Genomic DNA, 21,992 nt, shown 5'->3' on the forward strand with positions numbered 1-21,992 from the left:
GGACAGCACCAGGGACAGCACCAGGGACAGCACCAGGGACAGCACCAGGGACAGCACCAGGGACAGCACCAGGGACAGCACCAGGGACACCAGCGCCAGCACCATCCCCTTGGCTAGCGACTTGTGGCGAAGGAGGTGCAGGTAATTCAACTGCTTTAGGTGCAGGAGATTTTGATGAATTTCTAAAAGATGGCACCAGAGATGATAATCCACTTAGATTTGGCAATGAAATTGAAGGCAGTGAGAACCAACTACTCCCCATAGAAACATCTACACCTTGTAAAAAGAAGAAAGCACTTGTTGTCAGTGCGTACAAACGTGTACGCTTTTTAAATACATTGATCATATGTCAAACTTTCTAAATAATGTTGCAAAAACACTAGAATTAAGTGAAAATGAGGTAAGTGAACGATTTGTAACATATGTCAGTCAACTTTACAACATAGTGTTATTTATTTACGCTTCATTTTGTGCATAAAAATACCAAAGTTAAGTTTTTAAGTGCGCAAACCTTTGTAATATTAGATAAAAGGATAAAATCACGATGATAAAATATATGAAATGGATGACTTCTGTTTTACTGGTTGCAATTAGTTTTGCAACGATTTTGTGGACTCATACGAGTATTGCAAATACCAGTACCCAGACAAATGTAACGATTGATCATGTTTCAGGAACGACTTCTGTTCCCACTTCTCCGCAAAAGGTTGTTGTGTTTGATCTTGCCTCGCTAGATAATATGAATCGCCTTGGTATCCAAGCAGTTATCGGCCTTCCTGAAGGAAAAAAACCTTCCTATCTGCAACAATTTGACGATGCAAAATATGAAAGAATTGGAACCGTTTTTGAGCCAGATTATGAAAAAATTGCCACTCTTCAACCCGATTTGATTATTATTTCCTCCAGAACTCAAGCAAAATATAAAGACTTATCCAAAATAGCCCCAACAATTGATCTAACCGTAGAAAACGAAAATTCTCTTGAAGATATAAAACGAAATGTGTCTATCCTTGGAAAAATTTTTGGTAAAACACAAGAAGCAGAAAAGGAAATTGCAAAAATCAATGAAGCTTTTGCTGAAGTCCGTAAAAATACCCAAGGAAAAGGCACCGGGCTCATACTCATGACCTCTGGTGGAAAAATCAGTGCTTTCGGACCAAAATCACGTTTCGATATTTTTCACTCCGCTTTTGGAATTGCCCCTGCAACCGATAAACTTACCGTGCAAAAACATGGACAACTCATTTCTCCTGAATTCATTCTTGAAACCAATCCTGATTGGTTGTTAGTGATTGATCGCGATGCAGCCATTGGACGGGAAGGACAATCCGCAGCACAATTGCTCAACAATGAGCTTGTTCACCGCACAACAGCAAGCAAACAAAACCAAATTATTTATTTGGACTCTTGGAGTTGGTATCGTGCAAATGGCGGTTTAACGGCACTCATTGAAACCGCACAGCAGATCAATGAAGCCTTTACAAAGAGCAAATAAGCGCACGAAAGAGCTTGCTTGCTATATAAATAAAATTTAAAAGCAGAGGTTGTTTATTAAGCAGTCTTTGCTTTTTGTAGATTTTGTTAGAAAATGATTTAACGTGAAGAATTACTGGATAACCATAACACTTCTAATTTTCCTGTCTATCCTCAGCATTTTTGTTGGTTATTCTGATGTCACACCTTCTAACCTTTTCGCAGCCGATCCCCATGCGTGGCTTATTTTTTGGCAAACACGTCTTCCTCGTACCATTGCAATCCTTTTAGTAGGCGCAGCACTTGCACTTTCAGGCATGATTATGCAACTATTAACACGCAATCGCTTTGTCGAACCATCAACCACTGGAACCATTGAATCTGCTTCCCTTGGCATTCTTTTTATTATGATTTTTTGGCCCGATATTCCTGTTTTAGGAAAAATGGTCGTTGCGACAATTTTTGCCATGGTAGGCACTTTACTTTTTATGTTTTTATTGCGACGCATTCCTCTAAAATCTGCTCTCATTGTACCCCTTACAGGGATTATGCTAAGCTATATTATTGGCTCTTTAACCAATGCCATTGCAGATTATGAAATGTTACTTCCTTCTCTTCAAGCTTACTTATTTGGCAGTTTTTCGATGGTTCTTGAAGGAAAATATGAGCTCTTATGGCTATCCCTTCCCCTTTGTATTCTGGCCTATTGTACTGCTGATCGCTTTACAGTTGCAAGTTTGGGAGAAGATTTAACCAATAACCTTGGATTGAATTATCGTGTTGTCATGTTTTTTGGTCTTTTTATTGTCGCCTCAATCACTGCTGTTGTTGTCTGTACCATTGGCCGTATTCCTTTTGTTGGGTTGATTATTCCAAATATTGTTTCAAGTTTCATGGGAGATAATATGCGCTATACCGCTCCTTGGGTGGCCATCAGCGGTGCAGGATTGGTCTTAATTTGTGATCTTTTAGGACGAATCATTCATCCCTCTCTTGAAATTCCCATCAGCACCATAATGGGTGTAATCGGTAGTTTTATTTTTATGATACTGCTTTTACGCTGGAGAAAGCGTCTTGGATAGAAGAAGAAAAACAATATGTGTACTAACAACACTTATCATCATAGCATGCACTGTCATTAGTCTTTACATGACGTGGAATATCAATGTTTATACATGGAAATTTCGTCTTACAAAACTTTCCTCTCTACTTCTTATTGCCTATGCAATAAGCGTTTCCACGGTTTTATTTCAAACAATCGTTAATAACCGTCTTCTTACTCCTTCAATTATGGGATTTGATCAGCTTTATATTTTAATAAAGACTGCCCTAATGTATTTTGTAGGCTCTCTTTCTTTGCCCTTTTTGAATGAAGAAGGACAGCTTGTTCTTGAAGCCCTCATTCTTATCCTTTTTTCAATAAGCCTTTTTCGCTGGCTCTTTTCAGGAAGCCTAAAAGGACTTCATTTGACGCTTTTAATCGGTGTTGTTTTAGGCGGATTTTTTTTCAGTTTACGGATGTTTATGCAATTGCAACTAAATCCAGACCAAATGATGAATTTAACCGATATTATGTTTGCAAATTTTAATAAATTTAATACACCGTTAATAGGCTTTGCCACAATCATTGTCTTCATTGTGAGTCTGATTGGATGGCATTCCCGTCATCTTCTTGATATCTTGGCTTTAGGACGTGAAAATGCCCTCAATCTTGGCGTTAATTACCACAAAAGTGCGACAGCTGTCCTTATTTTTATTTCCATTCTCGTATCCATTTCCACCGCATTGGTAGGCCCCGTCACCTTTTTTGGACTGTTAGTTGCCAACCTTTCCTATGAACTTTCTCCTCAAGCAAAACACAGTGTTGTTGTTCCAATTGCAATATTATTGGCTATTATTTGTCTGGTGGGTGGACAATTTATTTTAGAACAAATTTTTCATATGGCAGGACGTTTAAGTTTTATCATTGAGTTTTGTGGGGGAATTGTTTTCTTAATGTTACTGATGAAGGGAAAACTAAAATGATTGAGATCAATCATCTTTCCAAGGCTTACGGAGCACGATTGATTATCGATAATTTATGCCTTCATCTTCCAAAAGGGGGGATTATTTCTCTTATTGGGCCCAATGGTTCGGGAAAGTCAACTCTTTTAATGCTGATAAGACGTCTTTTGCCACACCATAATGGTACAATTCATATCGACGGCTTTGATATTGATAAAATGCCCCACGATATTTTGGCTCAAAAACTCTCAATTCTGCGTCAAGAAAATCCTTTGTCTTTTCGCTTAACCGTGTACGATTTAGTAAGTTTCGGACGCTATCCTTATTCAAAAGGCTGGTATACACATGAAGATAAACAATTTATCGACAGTGCGCTACGCTATCTCGGCTTACAAGATTTACAAGACCGTTTTTTAGATGAGCTTTCTGGCGGTCAGCGTCAACGCGCTTTTATAGCCATGGTTATCTGCCAAGACACTGATTATCTTCTTTTAGATGAACCATTAAACAATCTGGATATGAAACATGCGGTTTCTATGATGAAGCAATTACGCCGCACAGCTGATGAACTGAAAAAAACCATTCTTATTGTTATGCACGATATTAATTTTGCCTCATCTTACTCAGATATGATTGTTGCATTGAAAAATGGGAAAGCGGCCTATTGTGGGACTCCAAAAGAAATTATGCAACCAAAAATTCTTAAAGACATTTATGATGTCGATATTCAAATCAAAACAATTAATGACATCCCTATCGCTCTTTATTATCGATAATCATAAAGATTTTTTGCGCTTGCATGCACTATAGAATCTGCTAGGGATAGTAAAATTGGCTTATTGGGGAATAGTTTAATGGTAGAACAGCGGACTTTGACTTCGTCAATCTTGGTTCGAATCCAAGTTCCCCAGCCAGTATTTAATGATTGTAGCTTGTCATCGGGTTTTGTATAATTTGAAAGCAGGTTTTGCATCAATTTATTTTTTTCAAAGGATCTTCAAAAACTTTCAAGGGTTATTTAAAATCCCTTTAATGCATATTTTCTCTTCCTCTAAAAATTGCAATTTGAGATGATAAGCTCTTGAGCCGGTGCGGATTCTTTGAACCACATGTATAAGATGTGGCAACCCCTTTTATATTAAATTGGCTAAATATTTTTCGGATCTGAGACACATCATTGAGAGAGAAGAATTTTTCTCTTGCGCAAGCAAAGCAAACATTGTCTGGTAATCCTCGCGCAAATAAATCCTTTCCATAGTAATACACGTATATCTGGCTCTGTTTATGGGAAAGCCTTATCTAATAGCTATAAACCTATCTAAAGAGAGAATTCAAAAAAGAAAGCCGAGCCAAATGATATGACGCGGCTTTCAGATATTGATTATAAGATTCAAATGAATCATCCACAATGGAGTAATAAATTCATATATACAAAACGTATCATATTGCAAGTGCTCTATTTAGAAATATGAAAACTTATCAAAAGAAACGTAAATGATAGCTATGATTTTGATATCATTCATTAGCATTATAGAATCTATAAACGCTTGGTAACTTTATCAATCCAATCAAAAGAAAATGCATCTTAAATGAATGTTTTCTCAATAAGGCTTTCATAAGTATCTTTTCATTTTGCACTCAAATGTAACTTCTTTGCAAATTAACCAGCTCAAATTTGAGTTGGCAAAATTAACCAATCCAATTTTGGAGGCGTTATCTTTAGAATAGCCATCTTTAAACATTATAGCTTTTGACTCAAAATTGAATAAAATCCCATACCTTAGATGTTACAATGGTTTTGAATTTTGCTGCCTCATCTTTTTTTCAATAGGTGCCCCCCAAATTTTGAGAGAGCTCATTTGGTTTCGTATTTTTAAACTGTAACTTTTAAAACGTTTTTTTCTCGCTTGCTTGCGTTATATCATTAAAAGGCTTTCAATTTCATAAGACATAACATTGTGATTTTCATTCTATATTGTGATGATAGTATCTATATAATGCCTGCCTATCATTTACTAACTTTTTAGTAAGCGTTTTTAAAAATGATCTTGTCTTTAAATTCTTTTATGCAATCTTTATGAACTCAATCTATAAGCTTATGATCGTTTCAAACGATTATTCCTTTTAAGGTTGCACTCAAATAAAGAGCAAAACACATCCCATTCTTAAACGTATGCAATTTATGTTATCGATAATTCCAAACAACTGAAATTTAAAACAATGTGATTTGTGCTGTGATAAAAACGTATCATAAAATTTATGATACGTTATGAATGATAACCGCTTTTCATTTCATTTGAATGCACCCATGCGTTATAGTATTTGCATCATGATTTGCTTTTTATGGTCTATTCATCCATGGCAATTTTATATAAAAAATGATCAATTCAAACATGCATAAAAGTATGGATTCTTAAGTGGATTCATACAAAATAACTACACTTAATATATTGATTTTATTAGTTTTTATGTACAAAACCTTTTTAACTTCATAAAGATATCAATTTCCTTGTAAAAAATATTCCTCCCATTCCAATAAAAGGCTCAATATAAGTGCGATGAGGGATAGCTTCTATGATTTTACAAGTACTGATCACTGGCCATGCAATAACGCCGACTGATGTCCAAGCCAATTAGACCGCCTGTGGAAACAGGCAGGTTGTGGGGCTGAATATAGTGGAACAGCACCGAACGGATAAGCCACACGTCGTAAGTAAGCCTCTTAGCATACATAGCTTATAGGTTTTGGAAACAGACAATTATTATAATTCAGGTATTATAATTCAGACGATTAAAGATCAGATCTCAGGCTTTTTAATCCAGTGGACAAACACGAATAATGTGTCCGTCCGGATCTTTGATTAGAAAGGTACGTCCAAATACATCAGTATACGGTTCCTTCAAAACATTTATCTCAACAGTGGTTTGCTCTTTCCATTCCGCATAGAGCTTATCTACGTCCTCTCCAGTAGGCAACATAATGCCGATTTCTGAAAAACGAGGTGCATTTTCCTCAGGCGTATCGCCCCCAGACCAGAGAGCAAAGAGAGCGTCCCCCGAAGAAGCAAATGCAACATAGCGTGGCGAGGTAAACACAGGTTCTTTCTTGAAGATGAATTTGTAAAAAGCCGTAGAGTACTCTATGTTTGAAACGTATACCAACTGTAGGTTTGGGGTAACAGGATAAGTAGGAATATTACTCATAAATTCTCCATGATTTAGTAGCTGTTGCCTGACAGGCATATACCTATTAGAGAATATTTCAACAAGAGTTTGTGATGCCTCCATTCGCGGTGTGCTCTATTTACATGTTTTTATTCGCTTATTGCTATATGCTAAAATATTGAGACCGCCACTACGGGGATTATAATGATATCCCTATCGCTCTTTATTATCGATAATCTAAAGATTTTTTGCACTTGCCTACACTATAGAATCTGCTAGAAATGGTAAAATTGGCTTATTGGGGAATAGTTTAATGGTAGAACAGCGGACTCTGACTCCGTCAATCTTGGTTCGAATCCAAGTTCCCCAGCCAGTGTAGCTTGCCAGCGGGTTTTGTATATTTTGACTGTAGCTTGCCAGCAGGTTTTGTTGTAGCTTGCCAGCAGGTTTTGTATATTTTGCCACTAGGTTTTGTACCAATTTATTTTTTTCAAAGAGTTTTTAAGGGGTTCTCAAAGGGTCTTCAAAGGCCTTTCAAAGATCATTTAAAGCCTCTTTTTCTTTTCTGCTCAAAATCGCAATTTGAGATGATCAATCATTGAGTTGGAATCGTATTATTTGAGAAGCAGCGTATATAAGATGGTATGACTTCTTTTAGCATAAATTGACTGATGATTTTTCTGTATCCTAAGCACATTATTCAGGACATTATTAAAAAGAGAAGCGTTTAAGGAATTCGGTCAACTTGACCAAATTGCTCTTCAGTCTGCAATTGTGCAATGTTTGCACCATTGCTCCTTTTAGGAATTGGGTAAACATTACCCTATTGCTGTACTCATGCAATTGGTGCAAGTTGCACCTATTCCTCATCACGACCGATCAAAGGGTCAAGTTGTCCCTTTGATTTTCTGTCTCTCAGAGGTTTCCTTTTCTCCTGCCTCTTTTCCCTTGTTTGGTGCCTCGAGTGTGATTTCTGTTGTGTATCCGCTTTGTTTTTCATAGCGGTGGGTGACGGTTGCGGCTTTCCATGGACCATTGATTTGCCCACGAAACCCTTGAAGGATGAGAGGTTGATCCGCCATGATTTCAGGGCGTCCCTCAAGGGTCAAAGAACCACTGCCTACAGCACGACACAACCTGTCCGACTCGGAAGCAGCAGCAGCTCGTGCTTCCTCCTCACAAGTGTAACAAGTCCGTAAACGCCGCACAGGACCGCTAAACCCTGTCTGATGTTTGACTTGGCATTGCTGCCCTTTTGAGCGATCAAAATAAGAAGCTTCAATGGTGCCATATTGCGTACGTGGCTCTAACGTAAATTCCCAGTTGGAACAGTCGTGCTTATGGATTGCTAATGCTGGTAAATTGTCACCGCTTAAAAATAAAAACTTATTGTCCTTGATCAAAAAACGTGCCCGCATGCGATCGGCAAGGCGGGTTAAAAAATCAACAGCCGATTGATCTGTACGAATCACATAAGGCAAAGTTTGTTGAGTGAACTGAGGACTGACCTTTGCTTGATAGCCATGGCGTTTGGCAAGTGTCTCCACAATCTCACCAACAGTTTTGTGATCAAAATGCTCACTCACCTGTTCTTTGAGCTCTTTACGCATCGAGGCACTTTTGCCACAAAGGCGCAAAATCTCTCCATCACTGCCACCACAACTTACAACCGATTCGACAACAAAACACCCCATAAATGCACTGATGCTGTTCTCATAACCAAAGATCACCTGTAGCGCACTATTGCTTGAGGGAACCTCTAAATCATTACCACTATCATCAAACTCTGCTTCAAATGTATCGGCTTCATTCCCGGCATGGTCCGTAATCGTTGCGGTTAAAAGACGCTGGTAAAAAACCTCATGAACAGGTTTGTCTCCCACCTTGACCACAATAAAAGGGTGTGTACGCATTAATCCCATAACCGCTTCACCATGCTGTTCTTTTCTTGGCTAACAAATTCAGGCAGCATGACCTTTAAGCCCCGTGGTAAAAACACACCATATTTGGCAATCTCTGGATTAGCTTCCAGTGTGGCTTCTAAATAGCCTTTGAGTAAACCAGCTTGCCTCCGGTCTCTGAACACTGCCATGACATGGTGAAAGCAAAGGAGATCGAGGCTCATATCCTCTAGCTCTACAATAACATGCTTTTCTGGTATCTTCATAGAGTTTGTCCCACTTGGATTTGTCCCTCTTGGTATTGTCCTTGTGGTTTTCCGCCATTAAAAAAGGGCAAGAGCGTAATGGAATAGCGGATGCGTTGGGATTGACCAGAAAGACTGATATAGTCGTGGTCTTTATTGATCGTGGTGATTACTACGGGTCCATGAAGAAGGACACTATAGGTGGTATCATTGATCCAACGAAGCATCTGGACCGGCTTTGCTCTTCGGATAGTTGTAGTGATGGCATCAATGGCTACCCGATCACCAAATTCTTCTGGAAACCAAACTCCATGAATGGTCTTTGCATCATTGCCATAGCCGGTAAATTGCAAACTGGGTGCCTTGCCAAAACGCTCCATACAAACCCATGAGGCAGAAAACTCTTCTTCAAAAGATTGGAAATTCAGCCAGTCCACATAAAATTGATGCGGTCCTAACATCATCAAAGGATCTCTCATAGGCTCCCTCCCCTCATTCTGTCCCGCCATGCAGAGCGTTAGCGCGTGCCCGTTGAATGGCGTGAGCGACCGCACGACCAGTGACAACAGGATCACGGGCACCATTAACATGCACTGTGACATTTTGATTGTGTGTGATGGGGGAACGGTCTTTGTCTCTTTGCTCTCTCGCAGATGAATTTACAGGAGAAGCCCCCGCAAATTGCACGATGGGTTGGATGGCTGTTTTACCCCCCAAAAAACTTGGCAAAAACTCTCTTACATCAATGGAACCAATCCACCCCTTAATGCGGCTAGGCAAAGATTTACAATAATCCATCAATTGTGAGATAGACGACATAAAGCCATCGACAATCGAATTAGCCAGATCTTCGCCCGCTTGTTCCATACCAGCCTTGGCAGCATCCGAGAGCTTTTCCTGTGTAAAAAAACTCTTCAACCATTGCCAAAAGTTGGAAAAGCTTTGTTTAACGCCCTCCCACAAATTGCCAAACCACTCGACAACAGCGCTAAGCTCTTGTTTAAACTTTTGCCAAGTTTGAGAGAAATCAAAAGCAGCAGCAATGATATTTTTCCATTTGGTGATGGTGGTGGTATCGGCACCAAAAAAGCGCATGACGGCTTCAAAGGCTTGCCCAAAAGCCCGAGATACCCCCCGTGCAAAGCCCTTCATAAAAGAAGAAAAACGATCCCAATATTTCCACAAAGCAAAACCAGCAGCCAGTATGACCGCCACAACAGCAGCAACCACAGCCCCTATTGGGGTAAAAATACCCCCCACAACAGAGGAAAGACTTGCCCCAACCACTTCGATCACTGTCCCCATCCAACCAAAAGAGGCAGCAAATGCACTTCCTGAGACAGCAATCCCCCGTAAAGCCCCTACCAGTAAAGTTATGGGGCGTAAGAGTCGGAGTGAACTTGCCCCAAGACCCGCGGTTAGCAAGCCCAGCGAGCGCCCTGCGGCTGCTAAGCCCCGCCAGCTTGCAGCAACACCACGACTGAGTACTCTAAGCTTGATAAAAGAGCCCATCAATTGAAGAAGCCCAAGACGTGTGCCAGCAAGAGTAAAGCGCAACACGCGCAGAGCAATATTAAAAGCCATCAGGGCAGCAATGGTTTTGATAATGGCACTTGTTAAAGTGGGATGGGCATTCGCCCACGCCATAAGCCCATTAGTAAAATTACCAACAGTTTCCATGAGACTGTTGAGAGGAGGCAGAAGCACTTCACCAATGCTAATCCCTAAAGCCACAATGCGGTTTTGTAAGAGTTCAAATTGCCGCATGGCACCGGTTGCTTGTTTGTCTGCTTCTTGTTCTACAGAGCCTTTAAAGACTTGTGGATCTTTCACATAATCTAAAGCTTGCCCTAACAATTCGGGGTTACCCACCAATTTGGCAAAATCACCAGTAAAATCGCGCCCCGCAATGGCAATCAGCGAACGCATGCCCTGTTCGGATTTACCCAACACATCAAAAAAGCGTACCAAGGTACCGGTGGCATCTTTGTCCAGATCTTGCATGAATTTTTCGCGGGAAAGCCCAATATTGGCAAAAGCATCTTCAATATGCTTGCCCCCTGCTTGAATGCGCGCACTCATGGCATTAAAACCACGCGCAGCACTCTCTGGAACAATCCCAGCAGAAATCATCGCTGTACCAAATGCCGCGGTTTCGCGCGCAGTGAGCTTAAACATGGTTGCCGCACCGGTGGCACGATTGGTAAAATCAGACACTTCACTGGCTTTTGCCGCCATGTGATTAGAGAGATGATTGATAGCATCGCCTAGATCTTCAATGCCTGCCTGATTAAGCTTAAAGACATTGCGCAATTTGGCAAAGCGCTCCCCAATCTGATCCCCCGTCATATCAAAAGCAACAGCCGCTTTGGCAGCATAAATGCTAAAAGCTTCTAGATCTTGTTCGCCAATCCCTGCTTGGCTGGCACTGGTCATCAGTTCTAAAACTTCACGTGCCGCTAGCGGAATCTTAGTGGAGGTTTCCAAAGCAAAACGGCGCAATTCCTTTAAGCGATCAAGGGGGGCATCGAGAACCTTTTCTAGTCCCTTCATCGATTGATCAAATTGCATGGCTTTATAGAGCGGTGCAATTAAGGTTGCTGTTTGCGCAATGGCACCCACCATACGCCCCCGCGCATGGTTAAAAGCATTTTCCGCATTCTTTGTCGCATCCTCAAGATGCTCAGGGTCAAACCACCCTTTAAAATGCTGCCTTGTCTTGTTTTGGAAATGCGCAACATCTGAACTAAAGGCTGCAAGATCCCGCTTGGCAGAAGCGATCCCCTCTTGCAGATGATTAACAAAACGCACAACAAGGGAAACATCCATGATCGTCTCTTATCCTAACTGATGGCTTTCATATTCTTGAGCTTTCAGGCGTGCGAGTTCTTCTCGATAGGCAATCACATCCAGCCAATCCATCTGGTTAATTTCTGAAGGCGCCCAGTGATAATAAAGGGCTAGCTCTGCCCCAAATTGTCCGGCAGAGAGGATTGGAGTTGCGGAAAAAAAGCAAAAAAAGCCTTCAATATTGCGACAATATCCATCACATCAACTCGATCAATCAATTCAATAGATTCATGTGACATATCAGCCAAAAGTGCTGTGATGCCTTCTGTTGCTTCACTTGTGAACAAAACTTGAGAAAGCTTCGTGATAAGCACATCATTGCTCAAAGTTGTTTTTTGCTCTCCAAACTCAGGAAGCAGCAGCTCTGTCAATTGTGGTCCAATGAGCACCGCTAATTGCTTGGCATGCTTAAAAGTGGGGCGATAAAAGGTCAGTTTCTTGCAGAGAGATTCTTTGCCACTTTTATCTTGATAAGGAAGCGGAACAGCTAATTCCACGTCAATGCTGGTTTGTAAACTTGTCATGATCAATTCCTATAAATTGAGAATAGAGCGGCGGCGAGAACCGATCTCTTGCCCATTGCGGACAAGCCAGCCGCCCCGTTTAAAGGAAAAGCGGTGCAAAACAGAACCATCCCAAAATTCCGTATAGTCCCAAATATTTTTGATCTCGCAATCATAGCCTGTGGCTTTTCCAGCCGTTAAGCCTTCGCTATCCACTTTGACCAACCGCCCTGTCACATCAATGGAATGTTCATGCTCACGCCCATCTTCTTCAGAGATCACATGTTTTTTGCCAGTGAATTTATGACGAAGACCAGGAGGACCACCGAAGATGCCGATGACCTCAGGGGTATGGCTGCGGATTTTCATTTGTAAACTTAGCGCTTTCACACCAAGACCGCTCACATCAATTTGCATATCAGAGCCCCCTGGTTGATAGGTTTCAGTGATTTCTTCCAACGTAGGTAATTTGAGGGTTTCAAGATCAAGGTGAAGATTCACATCATCATCAACAATCAAGGTAAAACCGCGAACAATTCTTAAAGTCATATGTCACTCCTTGCTGCTTTGCGATAAGTTTCAAGCGTATCGCCAAATTGATAAGTCATTTTCTTTTGGATATCTTGCGCCAAACGGTCAAAATAAGCGCTATTGCGCCGGCTGCCGAAACTCAAATCTTCTAAAGGTGGCACTTCTTCTGCATCAAATTCCACCCGCAATTTTCCCAATTGTAAAGTGCTGTTGGAATTTAAATCGCGGTCAAACCAAACACGGCCACCCAAAAGCGCACCACGCGCAATCATATCATCAAGAAACTGTGTAAGGCTGCGGGTAATGGCAATGACATGTTGACCAGTAAGGTTTTCATCATTCGCCCAAGGGCGGAAATTGTTAATGATCGTTTTTTCCAAGGCTGCACGGGTGCGCACCACATTGACAAAGCGCCACAATGGGTCACTGGAGGTGGTATGATTTCCCCATAAAATGCGCCCATTGGAAGCTACTTCTCCCACAGAATTACCTAAATGCGCATTTTGGCTAAGCCGTGCTGGAATAAAGGTCGCAATATCGGCTTGGTTAAGGCGATTTGCCTCATGATCAATTTCGCCATCAAAATAGCTAATGGGGCGTGCTGTCCCTAAAATGCCATGCACATCTTGGTTGGAAGGAGACCAAAAAACACCGCCCCTTTGCTTGTCACGTTTGATAAACATGGCTGCTGCAAAAGGACTTGCGGGTTTAACACTAACACCCCCCTCACGATTTGCCACCCGTACAAAGGGGTCAATCAAATAACAAAAGCGTGAGGAAAAATCTGCACGATAGGCAAGGCTTTCTTCCGCATTTTTACCCCCCGTATCAAACACGGCAATGGCTTGCAACTTTTCTGCAACCTGTTCCAAAGCGTCTGCCACAGGGTTTTTGCCATTATCAAGGCGCCCTGCACTATAAGCCGGTGCTAAGAGAATTCCAGGCTCTACCCCCAAATGCCCCCGCGCATGCGCTAAGGCATGCACACCGGTCAAGTGAGTATTGGATCCCACCATTTCGGTTTGTGTCTCAGCAATGGTTGACTTTTCTTCCACCCGCACAAGAATAATTTGTGCCTCGATCCCTTGCGCGCACACAGCATTAATCACATCAAGAGCTGTGCCTCTTGTTCCAAGCTTTTGGATTTTCTCACCCTCATGTGTAAAAACTAACACAGGCTCGTTGAGGGGAAAAACTTGGTTGTCAGCATCAGGAGCTGTAACAACCGCCCCAAGGGCGGTTTGATCAAATGTTGCTAAGGGTCGTGATTTTTTACATTAATTAACCCTATTGACCTTAAACTCTTTTCAAATACACAGAGTTATTCTTTATTTTGAGCTTTTCTTAATTCTGTAATGGGAACTCCACCGATACCCCAATTGTCTGTCTCCACTTCATCAATTACGACAACAGTCGTTTTCGGATTTTTATTCAGAATATTAACTAATAATTGAGTTACCCCTTCTATTAGTTGCCGTTTCTGTTCAGAGGTAACCCCTTCATTAGTAATTTTAATATTTATGTAAGGCATAAGATCTCCATAATTTACAAATATTGAATAAAAAAGCTCAAATAAATGAACGCAAAAAGATTAAATATTAATACATAATAACTATGCATTTTAAAGCTCGTATCCACCGGTGAAATATGCAGGCTACTGGAAGCAAAAATAGCATTTATTGATACAGGAGAAAGGAGTTGAGCTGCAATAAAGAAGCAAATCCAAACCAAATAATCCGTAACCCCATAAGCCATCGATGACCCTAGTAAGGGAAATGCCAAACTAAATAGCACCATAGGGTGAATTCCTACTACACTGAAAATTGGCAATACAAAGAGAATACAGGCATAACGCTGCCAAACAGAGAGTGATGCCAATGAGTGACTAAACGTCACCGGCAACAAAGGAATAAGCAAATCACAAGTAGATATTAGCAGACTACAACCTAGCAACAACATAATTTCACTGGATATACTGCGTATCACTGCCACCAAAGGAGTCAAAAAATCAATACTGCGTGAACTCCCACGCTCAATGAGGTATAGAATGCTCGCCGTCAATGCAATGCTTTCTAGTGCATTCAACTTGATAACTGTCAACGCAACGATAAATATTAGCCAGAAAAATATCAAAAAAATCCAAATTCTTACTCTCTCTCCTTCTTTATTCGCTCTTCTCTCATCGCAAATAATCGGGTTAGCTAGCGGTACAACAGGAGAAAGGCACAACAACAACAGACTGAATAGAAAAAGTGGTATCCCCAAAGCAGCGGATGTGAATATTGGTGTTCTAGGCATAGCAGCAAAAACTGTTGCTGCACCGATGCTGGTCGGCATCAGTACCATTGTGATGCTCATCATTCGCATCACAATAGCGGCCAAATGGCGAGAGGGAAAAACACTTTGCTTCAAGGCATCAATCATTAGGGGGATAACCCCCAAACTCATCGGCCAAGCTAGAAACGCAGTCAGTATCGCGATGGACAGGGTAAGCGAACCCTTTCCATAGCGCATCAACCGTTCAGAGAGAAATTCTGAAATACGCCATATATTCATCACATGGCGCAACAATCCCATGGCGAGTAATAGCCAAAAGACATCAGTAAAACGCACAAGCACAGTACCAACAGCAAGTACCAACGCCATATCAGCACTAAAGTACAAGCCAACAGGATGAACACACCACTGCGTGCATTCCCCTTCAACCACCAGTATGGTATCGTCAAAAGCAAATAACCGAAAACAGTCACTCCAGCCAATGGAATAAGAAACCAAGTTCTTATTGAGATAGACATAAGAAAAATGAATAGCATCAGCATCGCCATTATAACGGATACGGAGGACATGCGTATCAGGAAGCTTTTTACATCATCAATGTACATTAATTGTTGAATCTTTGACTGAGTAGCGATTAAGAAGCTGCTCGTACATGTCAGTGACACAGCGCCCTGCATCCCGCAGTGCACGAGAATTAACTAAAGGCCTAGGCAAAATATATGTATAAAAATTGGGCCCCTCTACTGGATTACCGACCACCCATAATGTATTTTGTATTTGCCCTTTAGTGTCTATAGGATGCTGCCGACGGTCAATATCAATACCACCAGGATGATATCCTTGGTTGATAAATGGTCGAATGATGCCCTGACCAGCCAAATTCTGGATAAAAGGGGACTCATCACGCAACGGAGAAAAACGATCAATCTTGGCCTTGATCAGCACATCTCCATCAACTGAACTGTTTTCATCTTGAAAAACAGACTGAATTTCGAAACGGCTGGTACTAGCATTGAGAACAAGTTTAGGTGAAGGTCCGCCAGCCAAAGTCACGATACCAGCCTCCATCAGAGCCTTCAACTCTTGGTTTCGCTGCATCGGTGGGCCGACAGAAATACGGTTAAAGTTTGGATTAAAATATTCAATAAAGTACTTGTGAGATGAAGACGTTAACCCGCAAAAATCAATTGCTGAACGTAAGATATCACGGACATCTCGTAGCACATCTGTAGCAGCTTTCACTGGGCCATCAACATTACCTGCAGCGGAAGAATGAAGATCGTCCTTCAAATGCTCCATGAAGAATCTTGTATAATCCTTCAAAGAAGCAAATATTTTATTTCGATAAGAATACAGCAACGCTTGAATACACTGCTCGTCTTTGGAAGTAACAACATAGGTTTCAGGGTCTAGCCAGTGCCCCAGCTGCGTACTTCGATAGACATAACACATTTCTTTAAGCAACAGAGGTAAAAGCTGCGTTTCGAAATCCAGCTTCGGAGAACCGTTAGCAATGCTGGATTGCTTACGCAGATGATGTATTGCATCGAGAGTAAGGAATGATGGTATGTATTGCCCACTACCACCCTTTTGATTAATCCCGCGACTACTAAAAGGCAATGTTTGACGGGAGAATAGAGCTGTCGCAGGTTCTGTGCCGCTTGGCATGTAGCGCAATTGTCCAGCATTTTCAGTAAAAGTCCCACCGCGACCGTAAGTCAATTGCGACAAGACATCATAGCTAGTTAATCCAATTCCCTGCAGCAGCACACGAGACTGAGATTGTATAGAGTCCAACTTTTCAATTGGATAAGGATTCGAATAATAGTTCAAAAGCGCATTTTTCATTTGGTGAGCAGCGACAAACTGTTGCAGGCTTTCATCATGCGATGAATATATATTCTTACCATGACCCGTGGTCATATAAACAAAATCTACACTATAACGACAGCCATCTTCCAAAAGAACATCCGTTTTATTATCTTGGTGGATATGGAGATTAATAACCTTTTGTCGGATCTCCTTAATACGAATACCGGAAGGTAAATCTTGCGTGAACTCTTGGTAAGCCCAAGACAGGTATTCCCCTAACAAACGACGTGATAAATAATCATTTTCTTTGATTTCTCTCCCAACATTATGCTCTGTACGAGAAAAAACACCGTTAATATTACGATAACCTTGTTGAATAGCCCATTGATAGAAATTCGGCCCTTTACGAATAGGCCCGACACCCTTAACTGTATCATCACCAAATAAAGTAATCTGGCAAGCGACAGTGTTAACCAATAAATGATCCGGTTGATGCACACTATGGGTACCGGTTCCCATCTCATTGGGATCAATCAATAAAATATCAATGTTCCCAGAAAATGGATAATGGGAATAAAGTGTGAGCAAGCGTTCGAGAATACTGATCCCACGAGGACCAACGCCCAAAATAGCGACTGTAGAGTGAAGCATTCTGTAATCTCCCCTATTAGAATAATTTGACTTTCACAAAATGTTTCAAAAAGAATGGAATAAATTCTCTGACTTTTTAGTGAAGATTGCGGGTTTATGAAACGCCAACGACCTTTTTACAAAGACAATATTGACAGATTCCAGCAGCAACAAAAAGCGCTACAGCACCACAGATAACGGAAAGCGCAATGGCATGTGAACCAGACTGTAAAAAACTCGTCAAGAGAGGTCCTAATATTTGGCCAAAACCGTAAGTTAAGGTAGCCAAGCCTAGCAGATTTATGCCATACGGCGCATATAAACGCTTAGCTAACGGCATAACTAAAGAAGTCGTCCCCATAAAAGTAAATCCAAACCCTATACAACTGAGAACGATCAGTACAAGAGACTGACTGAATAATGTCAGTAATACGCATCCTCCTTGGATAAGCAAATTGAGCATCAGACAACGTAATACCCCCCACCGATGGGCTCCCCATAACCAAATGAAACAACTAGGAACAATGGCAATTCCGACAAACGACCATAAGTGGTTAGCGAGTAGTGGGAAATTAAATGTTTTCGCCATCAGAGGAAGATATGTCGCGACAATAATATAACCAAACCCAGCAAGCCCATAAATCAGAGCGAGTTCCCACCAAACGATATTTTCGTGTGCCAATGACTCATTAATAGCAAATTGAGACGCATCAACACGACGTGGAAATAAAATAAACAACAAGAGCAACAATACAACAGATATAAAACCAGCTCCAAACCAAATATTTTTCGCGTTCAGCGATTTACTCAAACCAATAATAACATACTCATTACCCAGCAGAATACCAACTCCCACACCTGCATAGAGCGAAGCAATAACCCACAGCTTGTGACTATGCTGCATAACCGTCATAGAACCAAAAATCATCATTGCTGCACTCGCGATACCGGCAGCAAAGCGGATAAAGAAGACCAAGTAAAAGTTTGGTGTTAACGCCATGGCAAAAATAAGTGCACTCGTCACTATAGCTGCACCAAATAGCATGTAGGGAGCACGGGATATATTCCCAACTCTGCAAAACGAAAAAAACATACTCCCAACTAAATAACCGCCATAATTAGCACTAGCTATATAAGAAAGTTGCTTAAAGGTAAACAATCCTTCATCCAACATAACTGGAAATACTGGCGTATAGAAAAATCGCCCAATTCCCATCCCCAAAATCATAATAATCATACCGAACACAGCGATTTTGAAATAACTCAAATCTTGACGATTATTTTTTCCCCCCATTACTCTAATCCCTTAACTAATAATTCGCTCATCCGCATTCTATCTCATCGAGGGTAGCACTTATCTCAGAGAATAAAAGCCAATCTAGCCATTTGTTTGAACAACCAGAGGAACATATTGAGCGATTATTGTCAACATTACTGGATCAGTTATATGCATTTCATCGTTTTACGCCCTGCTCCATGTATGATCTTCTCCCTACAAAGCTTCTTTTTCAGAAAATAATGGCTGAAATTAAGCAGCAATAACAACGAGGAAATCAATAAGCACGCCCCCGTTCAAACAAGACAATATCCCCTAAAGCTCTGCTTCATCAGGTATGACTAAAATACCCTCACAAGGTTGCGTTATGTTCACATGGTGAACACCCTCAACCATCAAGCGGCTTAGTATCCAACTTAAAGAGAGATCAAGGACAAGCTTTTGCGCACGCGCCCATTCTGCTCTTAAATTCTGCTCTGCTCTTTCCAAAACAAAGGAACCTTCATCCGGTAACAACCAAAAATCAATAGTATTGAAGGGTATAAAGGCTACTTTTAATATAGCTTTGTTTTTTATCAGCAGCAGTAAAAAGTTTGTTTTTTTATAAAAATTGAAATTTATTCATTTTTTATCGTATATTTTATGTTATCTTCTTTAAATTAATTAAAAGATCATAGAACATTAAACTGATAGGATGCATTTTTCTCAAGTAGCATTTTAGAGAAATGTTGATTTAATCAGTGAAGACAAGCAATGAGCAAAGTTATAATTTAAAAAGACAGTATATAATGTTTATGATCAATGACTTAAATTAAAGACATGAATTGGGGGAGTTTGATCTTTCTTACAGCACAGTAGCTCAAAAAAAACAGTAGATGAAGTTTAAAATTCACCATTATCCGTCATAAGATGAAAGCTTTCATCCCAAGTTTAATTTTTTTAAACTATTTTTTTGTTCTTTCTGTAATATCTAAAGAATATCTTCAAGCAATCATAAGCACTCTTTTAGGTTATCATTTCATGATCAAAGTAATGGTTATCGAGCTTCCATTCAAGATACTGTTTTGCAAAAGGAAATCGTCATTTCAGGATACGGAGGGATTTATGTATTTAGTCACAATGTATCATGCACCCTTCCTCTTATATCAGAAATTTAATTCTTAATCGTAATGACGTGATTAAAAAGCACCTTGCGAGACAATCTTTTTAATAAATAAAGTAAAGATGAATTCTGAAAAAAACTTTTTTAGACGTAAAGTGATACGGAGAAACAGTCAGAAAGAAAGGGGGGGATTACAAATGTTGATGACTATAAAAAAAGATATCAAAAAATTACCAAAAACCGATTTATGGATCATTTGTGCTATTTCAGCTGATCAGCAAAGAGAATGGATCAGTAAATGGTGTATAAAAAATAAACACACTTCTATAAGTCCTAATTATGTCAATGATCTTGCCGTCCTAGGGTCATTTTACAGATCTAGACAAAATGATTACTATGGAAGAAACAGCCCCACAAGCAATTCCCCTCAAAAGATAACAATCTCATTTATGAGGCTTATGTTGCTTCTCATAATCACTTCAAAATTGCATCATTTTCTCTCATTAATACGCTTTAAAGTCCCATATAGACTAAGAGGCCTTTTAAATTTTGGGGTGGTTATGGAAGCCTTCTTTCCACTGATCCCTAAATGGGGATATGAAATCGCTATCTTTTCACAGAAAAATATTCTTTTTAGTGAAAATTCTTATTGTACAATCTATGAAACAACACAATGAACAGACCTCGCACCCTTGCTCTCACCTATGGATCCTATAACGCTATCCGCATGCTGATCGGCGTTTACCATGCGATTTTTTTAATGTCCATGGGAGTGAGTCTGGCGCAATTAGCTCTGCTTCAGGTTGTCTTTTCCACCACCATTCTGCTGCTTGATTTTCCCTGCGCTGTTTTATCTGACAGATATCGGCATAAATATTCCGTTATGGCTGGGGTCTTTATGACAGGAGTATTTTATCTTCTATGCCTTCAAGCTCCCAATATGACAGCACTTATTATTGCGCAAATTCTCTATGCAGCAGGCATTTGCATCATTGTCAGCGCCATTGACGGATGGATTTACCATTCTCTAGGCGATAAACAGGATCACTTTTCGCATTATGCTCATCTCTACCACCAGGTTAACTCTTTTGGAAGTATTCTCAGTGGGATTGTAGGAATTGGAACGATCTATTACTCTGGACGATATTTTATGGGATATATCATCTCATGCCTCATGATGGGATTTATTTTTTTGATATTCCTTATTGTTCCTGAAGAAAAGAAAACGACAATTGAAACGTCCAAAACAAAAACAATCTTGCACAATGCCAAGGAAACGCTCTGGATATTTCAAAATACAGTAGGAGGAGCATGGTTTATTTTCCTCATGTGCCTTTTTAGCGCTGGTATTCAGATTATTTATCATTTCTGGCAACCAATAATACTTTTAGGGGGAAAAATTCATCACCTCAACGGTTCGCAAATGCTCGTCTTGATGTGCTGCCATATTGGAGCCTTTTCAGCACAATATTTTTCAAATTTGCTGATGTCTAAGTATCATGTTCTTGATAAAAAATATAAGAATTCTATAAAATATTTTTCCTTCTTTTCTGCGCTGATGTGCATAGCGCTCTATTTTTCAGTTCATAGCCATCAAACGGCTGCATCAGTCATCGCCTTCTCTTTAATCCATGGATTTATTTGCACTGTACCGATCGGTGCAAAAAGCTCATTTTTCTCAGAACTTAACCAAAAACAAACGCAGCATATTTCCGGTGTTGTTGGTGCTGTCTCTTTTAGCGGAAGAATATTTTCAATTACAGTATTGAGTATTATTTCTTTTCTTCCTGCAAAAGTTTCTCCATCTTACTACCTAATATTACCGACCATTACTTTTTTCATGTGTGGTTTGGTTGTCATGAGATGGATGAAACACTCTCAAAAGTCTCTATGAGAGGAAAAGCATAACATTTCACCCACAATGTTTTCTTCTAAAAGAAATCTATAACTTTTTTGAGAGCATTGCCACATCCAACTTTCAATACACAATGCAAATATAAAGCAACACGTTGATTTATAATGATAATATACCAAACGCGAATATTGTAAGATTCTTTCTTTTCAAATCTGCTTTATGGTTGAAACAATCAAAATCATTTGCTTGCACATCATAAGCAAAGAAAGCCGTATAAATAAAAACGATTTAGAAAGGAAAAATGCCTTTTATGAACTCTCATAGTCAAAATCTATAACAACAGGAAGGCAGATATATAATATGCCTCT

At 40.2% G+C, this 21,992-nt stretch carries 18 protein-coding genes, 2 tRNA genes and 4 pseudogenes; 8 read left to right on the forward strand and 16 right to left on the reverse strand.

Annotated elements, in window-relative coordinates:
* Window positions 1–346, reverse strand: a pseudogene (locus ACFIMI_RS06880) (hypothetical protein); the annotation flags it as partial.
* A 198-nt stretch (window positions 347–544) separates the two neighbouring features.
* Here ACFIMI_RS06880 and ACFIMI_RS06885 point away from each other — a divergent pair.
* From ACFIMI_RS06885 to ACFIMI_RS06905, 5 genes are all read left to right on the forward strand, one after another.
* Window positions 545–1,495, forward strand: a complete 951-nt coding sequence (locus ACFIMI_RS06885; RefSeq protein WP_375613669.1) for a siderophore ABC transporter substrate-binding protein — start codon at window positions 545–547, stop codon at window positions 1,493–1,495.
* A gap of 103 nt (window positions 1,496–1,598) precedes the next feature.
* On the forward strand, window positions 1,599–2,555 hold the full coding sequence (locus tag ACFIMI_RS06890; RefSeq protein ID WP_375613670.1) for an ABC transporter permease: 957 nt from the start codon (window positions 1,599–1,601) through the stop codon (window positions 2,553–2,555).
* A gap of 67 nt (window positions 2,556–2,622) precedes the next feature.
* Window positions 2,623–3,498 (forward strand): iron chelate uptake ABC transporter family permease subunit, encoded by an 876-nt coding sequence (locus ACFIMI_RS06895; protein WP_375638712.1) that lies wholly within the window; start codon window positions 2,623–2,625, stop codon window positions 3,496–3,498.
* Window positions 3,495–4,253 carry an ABC transporter ATP-binding protein gene (locus tag ACFIMI_RS06900; protein ID WP_375613672.1) on the forward strand — a complete coding sequence of 253 codons (759 nt, stop codon included), beginning with the start codon at window positions 3,495–3,497 and terminating at the stop codon, window positions 4,251–4,253. The genes ACFIMI_RS06895 and ACFIMI_RS06900 overlap by 4 nt, the downstream gene beginning before the upstream one ends.
* 64 nt (window positions 4,254–4,317) lie before the next feature.
* Window positions 4,318–4,391 (forward strand) — tRNA-Gln (locus ACFIMI_RS06905).
* Window positions 4,392–4,528: 137 nt separating this feature from the next.
* Here the strand turns inward: ACFIMI_RS06905 and ACFIMI_RS06910 are convergent.
* The 3 genes and pseudogenes from ACFIMI_RS06910 to ACFIMI_RS06920 form a co-directional block, all read right to left on the reverse strand.
* Window positions 4,529–4,734, reverse strand: a pseudogene (locus ACFIMI_RS06910) (DNA adenine methylase); the annotation flags it as partial.
* Between the two features lie 1,235 nt (window positions 4,735–5,969).
* A pseudogene (locus ACFIMI_RS06915) lies at window positions 5,970–6,059 on the reverse strand (DNA adenine methylase); the annotation flags it as partial.
* 232 nt (window positions 6,060–6,291) lie between these two features.
* The gene (locus ACFIMI_RS06920; RefSeq protein ID WP_375612407.1) at window positions 6,292–6,681 is read right to left on the reverse strand and encodes a VOC family protein; all 390 of its coding nucleotides are present in this window, start codon (window positions 6,679–6,681) and stop codon (window positions 6,292–6,294) included.
* A 260-nt stretch (window positions 6,682–6,941) separates the two neighbouring features.
* Between ACFIMI_RS06920 and ACFIMI_RS06925 the strand changes: the two genes are divergently transcribed.
* A tRNA-Gln gene (locus tag ACFIMI_RS06925) sits at window positions 6,942–7,015 on the forward strand.
* A 514-nt stretch (window positions 7,016–7,529) separates the two neighbouring features.
* On the opposite strand, the gene ACFIMI_RS06930 is transcribed toward ACFIMI_RS06925, so the two are convergent.
* The 12 genes and pseudogenes from ACFIMI_RS06930 to ACFIMI_RS06985 form a co-directional block, all read right to left on the reverse strand.
* Window positions 7,530–8,555: a phage late control D family protein gene (locus ACFIMI_RS06930; RefSeq protein WP_375686235.1), complete on the reverse strand. Its 1,026-nt coding sequence runs from the start codon at window positions 8,553–8,555 to the stop codon at window positions 7,530–7,532.
* Complete coding sequence (locus ACFIMI_RS06935) at window positions 8,555–8,809, reverse strand: tail protein X (RefSeq protein WP_375692368.1); 255 nt, start codon at window positions 8,807–8,809, stop codon at window positions 8,555–8,557. Before ACFIMI_RS06935 ends, ACFIMI_RS06930 begins: the two co-directional genes overlap by 1 nt.
* Window positions 8,806–9,267, reverse strand: coding sequence for a phage tail protein (locus ACFIMI_RS06940; RefSeq protein ID WP_375692369.1), 462 nt, complete (start codon window positions 9,265–9,267; stop codon window positions 8,806–8,808). Before ACFIMI_RS06940 ends, ACFIMI_RS06935 begins: the two co-directional genes overlap by 4 nt.
* A 13-nt stretch (window positions 9,268–9,280) precedes the next feature.
* Complete coding sequence (locus tag ACFIMI_RS06945) at window positions 9,281–11,617, reverse strand: phage tail tape measure protein (RefSeq protein WP_375692370.1); 2,337 nt, start codon at window positions 11,615–11,617, stop codon at window positions 9,281–9,283.
* A 131-nt stretch (window positions 11,618–11,748) separates the two neighbouring features.
* On the reverse strand, window positions 11,749–12,162 hold the full coding sequence (locus ACFIMI_RS06950; protein WP_375692371.1) for a hypothetical protein: 414 nt from the start codon (window positions 12,160–12,162) through the stop codon (window positions 11,749–11,751).
* A gap of 9 nt (window positions 12,163–12,171) precedes the next feature.
* Window positions 12,172–12,690, reverse strand: a complete 519-nt coding sequence (locus ACFIMI_RS06955; RefSeq protein ID WP_375635060.1) for a phage major tail tube protein — start codon at window positions 12,688–12,690, stop codon at window positions 12,172–12,174.
* Window positions 12,687–13,847: a phage tail sheath family protein gene (locus ACFIMI_RS06960; protein WP_375692372.1), complete on the reverse strand. Its 1,161-nt coding sequence runs from the start codon at window positions 13,845–13,847 to the stop codon at window positions 12,687–12,689. Before ACFIMI_RS06960 ends, ACFIMI_RS06955 begins: the two co-directional genes overlap by 4 nt.
* A gap of 146 nt (window positions 13,848–13,993) precedes the next feature.
* Entirely contained in the window at window positions 13,994–14,203 is a 210-nt protein-coding gene (locus ACFIMI_RS06965) for a 2-hydroxymuconate tautomerase family protein (protein WP_375692373.1), read from the reverse strand.
* Between the two features lie 14 nt (window positions 14,204–14,217).
* On the reverse strand, window positions 14,218–15,381 hold the full coding sequence (locus ACFIMI_RS06970) for a hypothetical protein (protein WP_375692374.1): 1,164 nt from the start codon (window positions 15,379–15,381) through the stop codon (window positions 14,218–14,220).
* Window positions 15,382–15,543: 162 nt separating this feature from the next.
* The gene (locus ACFIMI_RS06975; RefSeq protein ID WP_375692375.1) at window positions 15,544–17,412 is read right to left on the reverse strand and encodes an FAD/NAD(P)-binding protein; all 1,869 of its coding nucleotides are present in this window, start codon (window positions 17,410–17,412) and stop codon (window positions 15,544–15,546) included.
* Window positions 17,413–17,506: 94 nt separating this feature from the next.
* Window positions 17,507–18,685: a YbfB/YjiJ family MFS transporter gene (locus tag ACFIMI_RS06980; RefSeq protein ID WP_375692376.1), complete on the reverse strand. Its 1,179-nt coding sequence runs from the start codon at window positions 18,683–18,685 to the stop codon at window positions 17,507–17,509.
* A gap of 259 nt (window positions 18,686–18,944) precedes the next feature.
* Window positions 18,945–19,192: pseudogene (locus ACFIMI_RS06985) on the reverse strand (baseplate assembly protein); the annotation flags it as partial.
* Between the two features lie 780 nt (window positions 19,193–19,972).
* On the opposite strand from ACFIMI_RS06985, the gene ACFIMI_RS06990 reads away from it, so the two are divergent.
* A complete protein-coding gene (locus tag ACFIMI_RS06990) occupies window positions 19,973–20,446 on the forward strand; it encodes a hypothetical protein (RefSeq protein WP_375692377.1) in 474 nt (157 codons plus the stop codon).
* Window positions 20,443–21,663, forward strand: coding sequence for an MFS transporter (locus tag ACFIMI_RS06995; protein ID WP_375692378.1), 1,221 nt, complete (start codon window positions 20,443–20,445; stop codon window positions 21,661–21,663). The genes ACFIMI_RS06990 and ACFIMI_RS06995 overlap by 4 nt, the downstream gene beginning before the upstream one ends.
* Window positions 21,664–21,992: the final 329 nt, after the last annotated feature.

This window comes from Bartonella sp. AP4SXKL, assembly GCF_042195845.1.
In the GTDB taxonomy this organism is placed as follows: domain Bacteria; phylum Pseudomonadota; class Alphaproteobacteria; order Rhizobiales; family Rhizobiaceae; genus Bartonella.

Excerpts from the sequence above, each read along its gene's own strand:
- ACFIMI_RS06885 (WP_375613669.1), top strand. The coding sequence starts at position 545 with ATGATAAAATATATGAAATGGATGACTTCTGTTTTACTGGTTGCAATT.
- ACFIMI_RS06895 (WP_375638712.1), top strand. The coding sequence starts at position 2,623 with ATGACGTGGAATATCAATGTTTATACATGGAAATTTCGTCTTACAAAA.
- ACFIMI_RS06900 (WP_375613672.1), top strand. The coding sequence starts at position 3,495 with ATGATTGAGATCAATCATCTTTCCAAGGCTTACGGAGCACGATTGATT.
- ACFIMI_RS06920 (WP_375612407.1), bottom strand. The coding sequence starts at position 6,681 with ATGAGTAATATTCCTACTTATCCTGTTACCCCAAACCTACAGTTGGTA.
- ACFIMI_RS06930 (WP_375686235.1), bottom strand. The coding sequence starts at position 8,555 with ATGCGTACACACCCTTTTATTGTGGTCAAGGTGGGAGACAAACCTGTT.
- ACFIMI_RS06935 (WP_375692368.1), bottom strand. The coding sequence starts at position 8,809 with ATGAAGATACCAGAAAAGCATGTTATTGTAGAGCTAGAGGATATGAGC.
- ACFIMI_RS06940 (WP_375692369.1), bottom strand. The coding sequence starts at position 9,267 with ATGAGAGATCCTTTGATGATGTTAGGACCGCATCAATTTTATGTGGAC.
- ACFIMI_RS06945 (WP_375692370.1), bottom strand. The coding sequence starts at position 11,617 with ATGGATGTTTCCCTTGTTGTGCGTTTTGTTAATCATCTGCAAGAGGGG.
- ACFIMI_RS06950 (WP_375692371.1), bottom strand. The coding sequence starts at position 12,162 with ATGACAAGTTTACAAACCAGCATTGACGTGGAATTAGCTGTTCCGCTT.
- ACFIMI_RS06955 (WP_375635060.1), bottom strand. The coding sequence starts at position 12,690 with ATGACTTTAAGAATTGTTCGCGGTTTTACCTTGATTGTTGATGATGAT.
- ACFIMI_RS06965 (WP_375692373.1), bottom strand. The coding sequence starts at position 14,203 with ATGCCTTACATAAATATTAAAATTACTAATGAAGGGGTTACCTCTGAA.
- ACFIMI_RS06975 (WP_375692375.1), bottom strand. The coding sequence starts at position 17,412 with ATGCTTCACTCTACAGTCGCTATTTTGGGCGTTGGTCCTCGTGGGATC.
- ACFIMI_RS06980 (WP_375692376.1), bottom strand. The coding sequence starts at position 18,685 with ATGGGGGGAAAAAATAATCGTCAAGATTTGAGTTATTTCAAAATCGCT.
- ACFIMI_RS06990 (WP_375692377.1), top strand. The coding sequence starts at position 19,973 with ATGACTATAAAAAAAGATATCAAAAAATTACCAAAAACCGATTTATGG.
- ACFIMI_RS06995 (WP_375692378.1), top strand. The coding sequence starts at position 20,443 with ATGAACAGACCTCGCACCCTTGCTCTCACCTATGGATCCTATAACGCT.